Origin of the sequence: Fibrobacter sp. (assembly GCF_045131395.1) — a bacterium.
GTDB lineage: Bacteria > Fibrobacterota > Fibrobacteria > Fibrobacterales > Fibrobacteraceae > Fibrobacter.
The window spans coordinates 13659-27672 of sequence record NZ_JBGUQY010000002.1; the positions used below are offsets into that span (position 1 = coordinate 13659).

Consider the following 14014-nt stretch of genomic DNA (forward strand, 5'->3'; position numbering starts at 1 on the left):
TTAAGAGCATGATGGGATTTGGCAAAAAAGTCATGGTGGCGGGACTTGTGGGTCTCGCAGGTATCGCAACTCAGTCGCAGGCGCAGACTAAGGTGGTTGTTGACCCTGGTAAGCGCTATCAGGTTTTCGAAGGCTGGGGAACCAGCCTTTGCTGGTGGGCTGTAAAGGCGGGCGCCTGGAGCGAAGCCAATCGCAGTAAATTGATTGGTGCCATTGCCGATCCGGACACGGGCCTTGGTTACACGATTTTCCGCTACAATATTGGCGGTGGCGATCAGCCGGGCCATAACCATTTGGACAAGGGTGATGGCGGCGCTGCGGTTCCTGGCTACAAGCCCACGGAAACTGGTGATTACGACTGGACTGCAGACCCGTACCAGCGTACGATTGCTTTGGAACTTGCCAAGCGTGCGAAGGACCCGATTTTCGAGGCCTTCAGCAATTCGCCTCCGTGGTGGATGACCAAGAGCGGTTGCGTGTCGGGCAGTAGCGACGGCAGCGACAATTTGAAGTCCGACTACTTTGACGACTTCGCAGATTATCTTTCCGAAGTGGCGCTCCACTTTAAAAAGGAATGGGGGATCACCTTTCGCACGGTGGAACCTTTCAACGAACCTAGTGCTGGCTGGTGGATGGCCAACGGCGGTCAAGAAGGTTGCGGATTCAAGAACAACCAGACCCAGATGATTGTAGAGCTGGGCAAGGCTCTCGTGAAGAAGGGCCTTTTCCCCGAAACTTCAGTGAGTGCCGCCGACGAAACGAACATTGGTGATGCGCTTAAGCAATTCAACGGCTACAGCGCGGAGGCCCTCTCTTACATGTTCCAGGTGAACACCCACAGTTATTCTGGCGGCGATTCCCGCAAGGGGCTTTTTAACGCGGCTTTCGGCCAGAATAAAAAAGTATGGCAGTCCGAGACGGGTCCGCTCCACAAAAGTGGTGATGACAATATCGCACTCTGGATGGCCGACGTGATTATGCAGGACCTGCGTGACATGAAGGCGAGTGCCTGGGTAGACTGGCAGATTGGCGACCCTGCCGAAAACTGGCGTAGCCTCGCGTTGAATCACAGCAAGCAGACTTTTACTCCGAATGCCCGCTATTACATGCATGCCGCATTCAGCAGGTTCATTCGCCCGGGTTCACGCATTATCGATAGCGATAACGGCAATACGCTTGCGGCGCTGCGAGAAGATGGCGCCTTGGTGCTGGTGGTTCGCAATGGCGGCTCCAGCGATGCCAGGTACAGTTTTGACTTGAGCGGGTTTGATAAAATCGGCTCAAGTGCGAAGGTTTATCGCTTTGAACTTCCGGGTTCTCTGACGGCGCAATCCGACATTGCGGTTTCGGGCAAGGCGCTCTCCATGACTGCGCCTGCGCAGACGATTACCACGATGGTCGTTGACGGCGCCGAAGGTGGCGTCTGCACGCCCAGCGAAATCATTCCCTATGTCAAGATTCATGATGGTGGCTGGAACGAAGCCACTGAAGTTTCTGTCAAGAAGGGAGATTCCCTGGTCATCGGCCCGCACCCTTGGGAGGGCGGTCGCTGGGTCTGGAGCGGCCCGAAAAACTTCAGTCAGGTGGGCCGCGAAGTCCGTCTCAAGAATATGGACGGAACCATGAGCGGAATCTATAAGGCGGATTATACCAATGCCGTGGGTTGCGAAAATTCCGTAAGTTTCAAGGTCATCGTCGATGATCCGGATCACCCGTATGTAGAACCGGATTCCACCCAGGAGGATTCTACGGCTGCTATCGGGCGTCGCGGATTTGCTGCCGATGGTACGCATTTCCCCTTGCTTGAGGGCGAATCTATGCAGGTCTTTGACATGCAAGGGCGTTTCTTGGGGCGTTCTTTGAAGCTTGCTCCAGGAACTTACCTTGTCCGGCAGGGTAAAAACTTGCGTCAGGTACGAATTCGGTAGTTTGCGCCGATTATTTTACGAAAATTACAAAAAGCTTACCGAATGGGCGTGAATTTTACTATCCTTTATTCATGCTTTTACAAACAACCGCTCAAAAAGTTGCTTTTTCCCTTCTTGCTGTCGCTCTTTTGGTGACGACGGGCAAGGACTGGTTTGACTTTTATTCCTGTGGCGCAGTAAGCCAGTGCCTCTCCGACGCGGGAACCCTGCAGCTCTACACGAAGTCGATCATGACGACCATGCTCACCGTGCTCGCATTCGTGACAGCTTCCGGCGCATTCTCTAGCAGAGACGGCAAACTGCTCCGTGCAGCTTTCGTATTCTCGCTGCTGGCTGACTACAGCTTCAGCCTGCTCAAGGCCACCGTTGCCGATGCCGGCACCATTAGCACGGTTCTCGGTATCACCTTCTTCATGGTGTTCCAGACGATCTTGATTTACAGGCATTCTCGCACCTCCGAAGCGGACAAGAGCCTTCCCAAGATTTACTGGTTGTTGGCTGTAGCCGTTATTGCGGGCGTTGCCTTGATTGCCACGGGGACCTTGGGTCTCACGGTTGCCGTAGTTGTGGTTTATGGCATTTTTGTCATTACTTCTTTGGTCATGGGTATCCTTGTTCCCCGTAAGGGCTATTTCCCGGCAGCAAATGCAAAACTTATCTGTTGGGGCATGGTCGCCTTCTTCTTTGGAGATGTTTGCGTTGGCCTGTCCATGGTGACCGGTGATGACCACAGCGCCCTGCAGTCGGTTGCTGAAATCGCGAATAACTTTATTTGGTGGTTGTACGTGCCTGCCCAGCTGATGCTCATTCGCGGTTGCGTAAAACCTCAGGCATAAGCCTACAGATATTCAATAAAAAAGCACCCTTTTTAGGGTGTTTTTTTAATGCCATTTTTTGAGGATACAAAAAAAGGCATTCCTCACGGTGGAACACTCGAAGCTACTCATCTAAAAATGATAGCAGTGCCTCGGGGCTTTGTTTTTCGCGTCGATGCGCGCCTAAACTGAACACCAAGAGCGACGAGCTTTAATAATACTGTTAGATCGGGCGTTAATCCGTGGGATGCCTACCCGTAATATAGCCAAGTTGAAACCCAAAAGCAAGCGAAAAAACGAAAAAAAATTTTTCGGCAATTTTAAATGTTAAATAAGTAAATAATTCTTATCTATGTGTGGCGAAATTTGTATAGAAAGGCCTTTTTTATACAAACGAGCCCTAGTCCATTTTGGAATATTCAGCCTTCTGTATCGGTAGTGATAAAATCTGCTACGTACTTCGCGACCTGATCGCGCAAATTGTTTCCGCGGACCTTTCCCAGCAGGATTTCGATGTCTTCGATGGGCGCAGCCATGAACGCTTCGGCGCTTCTGTACTTGCTCAAAATCTTCACGCGGGTTTCGTGACCCACGCCAGGCATCTTGAGCCACTCCACTTCCAGGTCTTTTTTGCGCTTGCTGCGCTGGTAGGTGATGGCGAATCGGTGCGCCTCGTCGCGGGCGTTCTGCAAGAGCTTTAGTGCCGGGCTTGTGCGGTGCAGAACGATGCTCTTACGGTCATCGGGGAACACGATTTCTTCTAGGCGCTTGGCAAGCCCTATCAGCGGTAAATCTTGGTCGTGCCCCAGCTCTTTGAGAATCTGCATGGTGGCGTCTACCTGGCCCTTGCCGCCGTCGCATACCCACAAGTCGGGCATGGGCACGCCCTCGTTTTCGAGCCTGCGAATGCGGCGGGTCATCACCTCGCGCATGCTGGCAAAGTCGTCCACGCCTTCCACCGTCTTGATGATGAACTTGCGGTAGTTCGCTTTGTCGGGGCGCCCGTTCTTGAAGGCCACGAGGCTTGCCACCGTGTTTGTGCCGGAGAGGTGCGAAATATCCACGCACTCGATGCGGAAGGGCGTCTTCTTGAGTCCGAGAATTTTCTGCAGTTCGAAAACGCTCTGGTCAATTTCGCTGTACTTCTGTACCTCGGCCCGCATTTCCACAAGAATCATGTCTGCGTTGGCGCCTGCAAGTTTCAGGAACCCGAGCTTTTCGCCGCGCTGGGGGCTAGAAAAACGCACTTTTCTTCCAGCCTTTTCAGAAAGGGCCTGTTCCAGAATCTCGCGGTCTTCGGGCAAGGGAATATCTGTGGCAATCTCGGCGGGAATCATGGGCGCATCCATGTACCATGGCAGAATCATCTGCCTGAAAATTTCGGTCTCGTCGTCTTCCAGCTTGCATTCCAGGCGGTAATGTCTCCGCCCGAGCAGCACGCCAGCGCGGTATTCTAGAATCACCGCCGCGGCCATGTCGCCATTGCGTCGGAGCGTCACCACGTCCAGCGACAAGTTCGGGTCACTGGTATCCGTCTTCTGGCGCGTGCCGGTAGATTGTAGTGCCTGAATGGCGTCCCGGCGCTTCATGGCGGTTTCAAAATCCAGGTTGGCGCTGGCCTCTTCCATCTCGCGCTGCCATTTGTCAATCAGGTCGTCGCGCTTGCCTTCCAGCATCAGGCGCGTACTTTCTACATCGCGGGCGTATTCTTCTTGCGTAATCAGCCCGGCACAGGGGGCGCTACAGCGGCCGATATGGTAATTCAGGCACGGGCGCACCGGGTGCTTGGCCGGCAGCTCCATAGAGCATTCGCGAATGCGGAAAAGCCTCGCCGAAATGTCGATCAGCTTGTCGATGTATCGCGAACTCATGTAGGGACCAAAATACTGGCGGCCGTCCTTCTTGACCGAGCGCGACAGCGAAAGCCGCGGAAACGGTTCCTTCACCGAAAATGCCAGGTAGGGGAAATGCTTGTCGTCCTTCAAAAGCACATTGTACTTGGGCGTGTGCTTTCGAATCAAGTTTGCTTCGAGGATCAACGCCTCTTCTTCGCTTTCGGTAATAATCCACTCGATGTCCCGAATGTGGGGTAGCATCAGCGTTGCTGCCCGGTGGCCCGCATGGTCGCTTCCGTCAAAGTAGCTGCGCACGCGGTTCTTCAGTACTTTCGCCTTGCCGATGTAGATGATTTTCCCCTGGGCGTTCTTCATGATGTAAACACCCGGTCGGTCAGGGAGCTCCGAAAGCCTGCGCTGTATATGTTCGTTTACCGAAATCACGACTCTATTTATAATAAATTTCAAAAAAGTTGTCTTATGGGGCGAAAATTAATTATCTTAATATTGTAAAATTCTAAAACTCATTCTACGGAGCAAAAATGAATTTAGAAAAGATGAGTGTTTTATCTCAGAAAATTGAGGGTGTATTGGGAACGGTCCGTACCCTCAAAGAAGAAAATGCAAAAATCAAGCGTGAACTGTCCCAGGCACATGCCATGGCTCAAGACAAGGCCCTGTTGCTGGAATCGGCCAAGAACGATCTTGCTGACTGCAAGGCTGCCCTTGATGCCCGCGCCAACCAGGCCAACGCCCAGCAAGAAATGCTGAACCAGAAAGAATCCGAAATTGCAGGCTTGAATGAACGGGTTACCGTATTCGGCCAGCAGCTTGTGGAAAAAGACGGTTGCATTGCCAGCCTGGAAGCCAAGGTACGTGAACTTGTTGAACAGTCCAGCTTGTTGAACGGTCAGGTGAACGAAAAGTCGGAACTTCTGAGCGCCCTCAACACCCAGGTGGCCGAAAAGGATGCGACTATTGCAAGCCTCATGGATCAGCTTTCTGAAAAGAACGCTCTGGTGGAAAACCTGAACGAACAGCTGCAGGCCCAGAACGAAGAAATTGCCGAAGCCCAGGAAAAGTTCAATCAGCTGGTGGCAACCATCGAAAGCGAACTGGGTACCGATATCGATCTTGATCAAGACGGTCCTGCCATTGAACCTGTCGTGGAAGATTCCGCAGATGAGGCTGCTGCCGAAGAACCGGCAGAAGTGTCCGAAACTTCTGAAGGAGCTCCCGCCGAAGTGGCAGAAGAAGCTGCCGAGGAACCTCAGATTGACGAATCTGTTTCTCAGGAACAGGAATCCGAAGAAGATGTTCCGGCAATCGAAGTTCATGGGGCCGACGAAAATGACAACGATTTGTTCGCGAGCAGGCAGGAGGGCTCGCAGACAAATTTTTTCGGATAAGGATGCTGATGGATGATGATCCATTCGGCGTAGGGATAAAATAATGGCTAGTATCGAACCTTTGAAATCGGTAACTATTTCCGTTGCCCAGGAGTCCATTCAGATTCGTACCGACTTGCCCGATGCGGAACTGGCTGAAATTGTGGAAAGTATCAACCAGCGGTTTGAACGCTCGGCGAAATTCCAGATGGACAACCGTAAGCGCATGGCCTTGCTTGCCGTGGAGCTTACGTCCGAAATCATGGAACTCCGCAAGCAGTTGGGGCGCGCGAAAATATATTACGACCAGATGGAAAAGGAAGTCCAGAACCTTACGCTCTTGCTAGACGAAGGCATGGACCGTGTCGAGCAGCTTTAATTACAAGCATTAAAAAAAGAAACCCGGGCGTTGCGCTCGGGTTTTTCTTTTGTATGAAATTGTCTTCTTATTGCTGGACGCAGCGTACGCTGAAGCGCTTGGTCTTGGAGTCCACCTGGAAGAATTTCTTCACGTCGTCTTTATCTCCGTAGTCAGGAGATTTTTCTACGATAATGACGGTGTAAGAATCGCCTTGGTTTTCGCCGTACTTTTTATCGGATTCTTGCGGTGTGGCAGAAGTCCAATGGAAGCCCATGTCGCCCATGAAACTGCATTCGCCGTCTTTGCAGCGGCCGCTGTAGCTCCAGGGGTATGATTCGTCATCAAGCGCAGCCTGGGCTTCTTCACGGGTGGGGAGTCTCCAACCTTTAGGACAGGCGCTCTGTGCGGCGCTAAAGGTGTAGAGTCTTCCGTTAGTGGAGCATTTTGCGTCGTTTTCATCGTAGCACTGGCTACTCGGGAGGGCGATGTTGATATCCTGGGCCATCCAGAGCTTGCCGCCGACATTAATGAGCGCGTAGTTCTGAGTGTCGCGCATGTCGGTCATCTGCAGGCCGCTAATGGAGGGTTCTATGCTGTTGTCAATTTGCGTACCGCCTCCTTCTCCGCCGATGTCAATCGTTATAGAAGACGAAGACTGGATTGTTGCAGCCGCTTCTTTTGCTGCTTTGCAGGATTCGCTGTTTTCGTCCCAGCAGAAGAAGGGGTTGTCGAGGTAGTTAGGAGTTTCGATAGCGATACTGTCCTGTATGTAGCGGTGCTCTTTTATGGTATCCGGCTTGGCAGTTCCGGCTGCCGAAGAGGTCGGATTGTTTTTGTCCACCTTAACAGAACTAGAAGAGTTTTTTGATGTAGAGCCAGAACTTGCCGGGGTTTCTGCTTCCGAGGAAATAGCGGGTTCATCTGCAAGTGTATTCCCAGGAGACAGCAAGTCACTGTCAGAGGAGCACCCCCAGAATAAGCACACCACACCCACACATCCCAAAAATGTAGTGATCTTTTTCATGCATCTAAATATAGTTTACATTTTCGGACTTAACTAGAAAAAAGAATTTTACTATGTTTGGGAGCACTATGACGAACGTTGAAATCTTTGATACCACTTTTGCCATGACCATTCTCGTGGTTCTTGCACTCGTTGTTCCTACCGCCCTCCTGGTAGCGAACTGGTTCCTGCATCCGGGTAAAATCAAGGGGACCTCCATCAAAGGTACGTCTTATGAATGCGGTGTCGCCCATGTTTCCGGTACCTCGGGCGAACGATATCCTGTAAAGTATTACATGGTCGCCATGCTGTTCCTGGTCTTCGACCTGGAAGTGGCGTTCCTCTACCCCTGGACCGTTCAGTTCCTCAAGGGCGGCTGGGACCTGCTGTTCGTGTTGCTTGGATTCCTCGTGATTCTTGAAGCGGGCTATATCTACTTGGTCAAGAAGGGAATCCTCAACTGGACTCGAATCCAGGACTAGGATTCGGGAAAAGAATATTCTATCTCAACTAAACGAACGCGGTCCTACGGGGCCGCGTTTGTTCTATATAAACGCGAACAGCGGAATAAGAGGACTCCAAAAGGATTAGCAACCCGCTGTTCGCCCTTCACTCCGACAACAGGCTGCCAGCCTGTTGCCTTCGTTCGGCAACAGAGAAGGATACGCGTAAGCGATTTTTTCTAACTTATCTAGTATGAATAACGCAACGCCTGACTTTAATTCGCAACATTTTGAGGTTGCAGGTTTTATTCGCGAAGTGTTCGGTTACATGGAACGCTTCAAGGGCCAGCTGTTTGTGCTGAAAATCGAGGATGACCTGATGAGTCACCCCCTTTTCCCGGTGCTCATGCGCGATATCGCCATTTTGCACAAGTCGGGTATCCGCATTATCATTGTGCCGGGTACGCGCAACAGTATCGATGCCCAGCTCAAGGCGTGGGAACTGGAATCTACTTTTCATGCCGGCGTGCGCTTGACCAGCGAAGAAGCCCTGCCCCATATTGAGCAGGCCTCTCTGGGTGTTGCCCAGCACATTATGAGTCACCTGACGGCTAGTGGTCTTAGGGGCATTCAGGGCAACTGGGTGCTGGCTAGGAGCATGGGCGTTATTGACGGTGTGGACTACATGCGTACCGGCCGTATTGAACGCATTCAGCGCGACATTCTGGAACAGCTTTTAGATGAAAAGTTCGTGCCCATTATTCCGCCTATCGGTTGGAACAAGCTGGGTCATGCCTACAACATCAGTTCCACCGAACTTGCTACAGAACTTTGCAAGTACATGAAGGTGGGCAAGCTGTTCTTCATCGGTAATCAGAACGGTATCAAGCTTGAAGGTCTGGTGACAGGCAAGAACACCAAGTACCTGGAACCTACGGAATCCGGGGTTATCTCGGCAATGGACGTGGACCAGGCGAAAGAACTTTTGGAACTCAATTCCGACCAGCTGGACTTTGCCCAGATGGACTACCTGATGAACGCCATTCATGCTTGCGAGGCAGGTGCGAACCGTGTCCACCTCCTGAGCGGTGAATTCCAGGGTAGTGTGCTGCAAGAAGTATTCAGCGCCCGCGGTGATGGTACCATGGTGTACGCCAACCAGTACTCCAGTATCAGGCCCGCAAACGTGGAAGACATTCCGGATATCCTGCGGATTATGCAGGACTACATCGACAAGGGCTACTTGGTGCCGCGTACGCAGGAAAGCATTTCCGATAAGCTGCGTGATTATGTTGTCTATAGCATTGACAACAGCATTCACGGTTGTGGCGCCTTGCACGAATTCGAAAACGGAATGGCCGAAGTGGCGGGTATTGCGGTGGCCGCCAACTACCGCAAGTCGGGTATTGGCGATGCTATTGTGCGCCACTTGATTTCCATGGGCCGCATGAAGGGCTACAAGACTTTGTTCTTGCTGACTACGCAGGCGCTCGACTGGTTCTACCATTTCGGATTTGTGGATGGCACGGTGGATGAACTTCCGCCTACCAAGCGTGACCATTACAACCAGAAAAGGCATTCACGTATATTGATGCTTCCGCTTGACAAGTAACCCCGGGCAAATCCTGTGGGGCTTGGTCAAGTTGTCTAGCAAAAATGGCCGTTTGTCGGTGAATTGTGTCCTAAAGATTCGATTTTCTGTTAATTTATGTAAATTCTAGCCATTGTCTAGGAACGGAGAACTTATGTCTGTTTTACATAAAATAATAGCATCGTCTTTTTTCTTGCTGTGGCTTGCGGCCTGTTCTGATGATTCTAGCAGCGGAGAAGTTGTTCTCCGTATCGACGAAAACGGCAATACTTTTTCGCCTACGTATCTGCAGGGGACTATTGAATATATGCGTTCAATGAAAGCAGAAACGGTGCGGGTGGTCCGTCTAGATGACAAGCTGAACTCGATAGATTCGGTTGAAGTTCCAGCGGAAATGGCCTATTACTATGAACCGTATCGCTTTACTACGGGGTTACTCGAATTTGAATACCCGTATGTAAAAATCGTAACGGTTTTTGAGGCCGAAGAAAAAAAGACAATGGAATTTGCGCAGTATGTGCATCTTTCCGGTGATAATGCTCGGTTAAAGTTGAATGTGTTTGCGGCCCTTGCTGCAGGCCGCATTGAAACCTTGGTAAAAAAGAAGAAAAAGGATTTTGATGATGCGGAGGCAGAAGCCCTTGCAGAATTGGGAGAGTTTTTCGGTCTTGATCTAAGCGATATCAATAACCAATCTTTTGATCCATGGACTTCGGGGCTCAAAGGTGGAATGGGGCTGAAAGGAATGGCTCCTTATGTGTATTGCCGCCATGAAATTTCGGATAGTGTGTTCTACCATGATTTTAAGGAACTTCGGGACGCTTTTGCTGAAAAGGGTGAAATAGAATCGTCGCTTTTGGTACGTGCAGCCGATGCATACCTTTCGACTTTTGAAAGCGCTTTTGATGATGGAGTGACTCTTCTTTATCAAAGTAAATCGCGAGATACCCTTGATGGTTTAAGAAGCTCGGTTTATACCTTTTTTGAGGAGGCGTATGGGATAGAATTCCTGTGGGCGGCAGGGGATTCCTTTGATCCCGTTCAAATAACTGAAAAGTCCAGTGCGTATTACCAGCGGTTTTTTGTGATGGACAATATATGGCGCCTAAAATCGTTGCTGGAAGATAAAATTGGACTTTGCCGGTATAGCGAAAAAAAGAGGGTGTCTTATGAGGGTGCAAATTATCTTTGTAGGGACCAGTCCAATATATGGATAAAGGAAACAAATGTCGATACGTTGCTGACTTATAGCTATGGTAAATGTAGTTGGAACTGTGCGAACCACTTTGAATATATAGGGGATTCGCTATATGCCTGTCGATGCACCGGGGATTTTGTCTATGGCGATAATAGCTCCTGTGCGTGGAAAAAAACATTGGGAAGTGAAGACTTTACCCAGGATGATCCTCTTTATGGAATGGCTATTAATGAAGAGGCTGTGCGCCGCTTTGGTGTATGCGTGAGGGATGACCTTCTTGATGGCGAAAGAAAGCGAATCAATGATATCTTTGTGGAATGCTCCGGTTCTTGGTGGACTCCGATAGATTCTCTCACCTATTATTTGGGAGATTGTTACTACAGCCATAGAGAAGAATTTGGCGAACATTTGGGTAAGTATTACCAGTGTTTGAAAGACGATTCGCGTTATGTATGGACAGAGGTTGTTCCTCCGGTTTATTTTGGCGATACCTGTACGAATTTCGATGACGGCAGGGTAGTCGAGTACGACAAATCCTATTATATCTGTGAATCGGATGCCTGCAAAGATGCGGCCCCCGAAGATGTCTGTTGGGGCTTTGGAACTTGGCGAAAACTGGATTCCCTGGAAGTGGCTCGCTTTAAAGAAGATTAGGTCGAATTATGGTGCATAAAAGAGTTCTTGCGTTCGTGTTTGTGCTTTTTTTACTTGTGGCATGTTGCGATGACGAAAGCAGCGGTGAAGTGGTTCTTCGTGTCGATGAAAATGGAAATGCTTTTTCTCCGACAGAATTGCAGGGTTCCGTCGAATACCTGCCTTCGATGAAACCCGAGGCGATGCGTGTCGTAAGGCTGGATGACAAGTTGAATCCGATTGACTCCTTTGAGGTTGCGGTAAAGAATTTGTCGGAAAAAGAATTTTTTGCACCTTCTCGCGACTATGAATATCCATATGTAAAAATCGTGACGGTGTTCCCTGCCGAAGATAAAAAGACAATGGAATTTGCGCAGTACGTGCACTTGTCCAGCAACAATACGAAATTAAGGCAAAATATATATGCGGCATTGGCTGCGGATCGAATCAAGTATCTTGTCAAAAAGAAGAAAAAAAGTTTTGATGAAGCTGAGAATCAGGCCCTTGATGAATTAGACCAAATTTTCGATAATAATTTGGAATCGGTCAGTAATGAGTATTATAACGAATTCTACTATACGCATCGGCTGATGGATCGCGCCCCGTTTGTTTATTGTCGGCATGAAATTTCGGATAGTGTGTTCTACGATGATTTCAAGAAATTTCGTAGTACGTTTGCTGAAAAAGGCAAGATTGATTCTTTGTGGATTGTAAAAGCTGCGGATGCATGGCTTTCTACTTTTGAAATTCTTGGGAACCCGGTGGATTACCTCTTTAAAAGTGTGTCGAGGGATACTGTTAATGGTTTAATTTGGCTGAATGTGGAATTTTTTGAGCGGGCTTATGGAATAACGCTTGATACCGATGCCTCTTATGACTCTGTCCAAATTGACAACAAGGCGAGTGCCTTTTATGGAAGGACTTTGCTTTGGACTGAATATGTGAAAAATAATGGAATGACAAGATGGTGGCGGCTGAAATCGGTCTTGGAAGATTCCTTGGGCTCTTGTTTGGCTGGAATGGTTAATTTTAGATCTTCTGAATCTGTTCAGCGCAACGATACATTATACGTATGTAGGAGCAATTCCCATATGTGGGTTGCTGTTACCGATCGAGATTCCCTGTTCAATTACCAGTATGGTGAATGTTCGGTGAATCATAACATGGGAAAACTTCTTTATGTAAATGATTCCTTGTTTGTTTGTGAGTGCGAAGGTAAGAGCTGCTCCTGGAGCGACAAGTATGCGACTAAGATTTTTTCGAGAGACGATTCATGGTATGAGGCCGTTCTGAGTGCTAAGGCTATTGCGGAGTACGGGGAGTGTGACTATTTAAACAGCGGTTTGCTACTTCCGCTCGACAGCGTATTTGTGCGATGCTCCGAATATAAATGGAAAGAGGTGGACTCCTTGAATTATTATTTAGGGGATTGTACTTACACAAATAACAAGGGCGAACATCTGGGAGTCTATTACGGTTGCCGTAACGATGATTCTCCCTGGGCGCATGATTGGGAAGAAATTCTTGCCCCGGCGTATTACGATTCGATTTGTTTTACAGACAACGAAAATGAAATTTTGAAATTTGGCGATGACTATTTCATATGTGAATTAGATCCGTCTGGATTTACCAATAATTATGCTAGTGCCAATTGTTCTGTAAAAGGGTGTTGGCGCAAGATGGATGATGTTGAGTTGATTCCGCCTGTAAAAAATTTGGATTGGTGTACATCTTCAGTAAATAGAAAGGTCGTTTATGATGATGTGTTCTACGAATGTGATGACGGAAAATGGCGCGTAGCTGACAATGATATGCTTTCTGTTCCAGAACAGGATGGCCTTGTTTGTGATAGTTCTCTATTTGGGGCTGTCAGGAGATATGGCAGCAATTATTATACCTGCGAAACAAATTTTAAGTGGCGAGTGTTGAAAGCATCCGAGTTTTTGCCTGTTCTGTATCGAGATAGCTTGGGCTCTTGCGATACCATATCGAAAATGGTTCTTCATTGGAATGAAAATGAAAACGCATTCGTGGGCTGCACGGCTATGGATGGCGTCTACGAGTGGCGTACAATTACCGTCGGGACAAGTCCTTATACATTACCGGCTTCTATAGACCGCAAAAAAATCGCAGGAGAATATATTACAGGTTCTGTGTATAAAGTGACTGTTGATGGCGTAGATTATTTGTTTGACATATATAAATGGAACTCTACAATCAATGTGTATAACTTGATATTAAGACACATGGATGTTGATGGAATAGGATACGATGCGTATGCGTATAATGGTCACCTTTTTCTGCATGGTGAACGTGGGAAAGATTCTCTTCTTATAAGTTCCATTCAAGAAAAGAGTTCGTCGTTTGGTGATTTTTATGCAGATTGGAAAAAACGGGTGAGTGACGATTGCCGTTGTAACGGAAGTGGAGTTGAAGTTCAGGATTCAAGTGTTTCGGTGATTATGTATAACGAAAATACTTATATGGATTATGAAAAGGCGAAAACCTTCTGCCCCAAGGGTTACCATATTCCTGATTCCACTGAATTTATGAATGCGTTCAAGTTTAAAACGACCGAAAAAGGTTTTCGGAATGATTCTCCGATAAGATGGAATTTTGCGTTGGACCCGCCACGGAACTTGTGCAGTGTTTATTATAGGGTTTATGCAGACTTGTTCTGGACAAGTTCCGAGAAAGATTCTGGTACGCAATATTGCTACGAAACGGCTATGGATTCGGAACAGAGGGCGCATCGCATTGTGGAATGCCCCAAAGATCTGTACCCGATGGTGCAGGTGATGTGCATGATGGATGAATGA

General features: G+C 48.7%; 10 protein-coding genes. 8 read left to right on the plus strand and 2 right to left on the minus strand.

Annotation, left to right across the window (positions count from 1 at the left end):
* Nucleotides 1-8: 8 nt before the first annotated feature.
* Nucleotides 9-1928: a glycoside hydrolase family 30 protein gene (locus tag ACJMNB_RS00065; RefSeq protein WP_405337513.1), complete on the plus strand. Its 1920-nt coding sequence runs from the start codon at nucleotides 9-11 to the stop codon at nucleotides 1926-1928.
* A 71-nt stretch (nucleotides 1929-1999) separates the two neighbouring features.
* Complete coding sequence (locus tag ACJMNB_RS00070) at nucleotides 2000-2764, plus strand: hypothetical protein (RefSeq protein ID WP_405337516.1); 765 nt, start codon at nucleotides 2000-2002, stop codon at nucleotides 2762-2764.
* 398 nt (nucleotides 2765-3162) lie between these two features.
* Here ACJMNB_RS00070 and uvrC read toward each other — a convergent pair whose 3' ends face one another.
* A complete protein-coding gene (gene uvrC, locus ACJMNB_RS00075) occupies nucleotides 3163-5022 on the minus strand; it encodes an excinuclease ABC subunit UvrC (RefSeq protein WP_405337519.1) in 1860 nt (619 codons plus the stop codon).
* Nucleotides 5023-5120: 98 nt separating this feature from the next.
* On the opposite strand from uvrC, the gene ACJMNB_RS00080 reads away from it, so the two are divergent.
* Nucleotides 5121-5987: a hypothetical protein gene (locus ACJMNB_RS00080; protein WP_405337522.1), complete on the plus strand. Its 867-nt coding sequence runs from the start codon at nucleotides 5121-5123 to the stop codon at nucleotides 5985-5987.
* 43 nt (nucleotides 5988-6030) lie between these two features.
* Entirely contained in the window at nucleotides 6031-6345 is a 315-nt protein-coding gene (locus ACJMNB_RS00085) for a hypothetical protein (RefSeq protein WP_405337525.1), read from the plus strand.
* 67 nt (nucleotides 6346-6412) lie between these two features.
* On the opposite strand, the gene ACJMNB_RS00090 is transcribed toward ACJMNB_RS00085, so the two are convergent.
* Nucleotides 6413-7351, minus strand: a complete 939-nt coding sequence (locus ACJMNB_RS00090) for an FISUMP domain-containing protein (protein ID WP_405337528.1) — start codon at nucleotides 7349-7351, stop codon at nucleotides 6413-6415.
* Nucleotides 7352-7419: 68 nt separating this feature from the next.
* Between ACJMNB_RS00090 and ACJMNB_RS00095 the strand changes: the two genes are divergently transcribed.
* The 4 genes from ACJMNB_RS00095 (at nucleotide 7420) to ACJMNB_RS00110 (ending at nucleotide 14014) form a co-directional block, all read left to right on the plus strand.
* Entirely contained in the window at nucleotides 7420-7812 is a 393-nt protein-coding gene (locus tag ACJMNB_RS00095; RefSeq protein ID WP_072800367.1) for an NADH-quinone oxidoreductase subunit A, read from the plus strand.
* A gap of 214 nt (nucleotides 7813-8026) precedes the next feature.
* Nucleotides 8027-9385 (plus strand): amino-acid N-acetyltransferase, encoded by a 1359-nt coding sequence (argA, locus tag ACJMNB_RS00100; protein ID WP_405337532.1) that lies wholly within the window; start codon nucleotides 8027-8029, stop codon nucleotides 9383-9385.
* Nucleotides 9386-9518: 133 nt separating this feature from the next.
* Nucleotides 9519-11216: a hypothetical protein gene (locus ACJMNB_RS00105; protein ID WP_405337535.1), complete on the plus strand. Its 1698-nt coding sequence runs from the start codon at nucleotides 9519-9521 to the stop codon at nucleotides 11214-11216.
* An 8-nt stretch (nucleotides 11217-11224) separates the two neighbouring features.
* Nucleotides 11225-14014 carry a hypothetical protein gene (locus ACJMNB_RS00110; protein WP_405337538.1) on the plus strand — a complete coding sequence of 930 codons (2790 nt, stop codon included), beginning with the start codon at nucleotides 11225-11227 and terminating at the stop codon, nucleotides 14012-14014.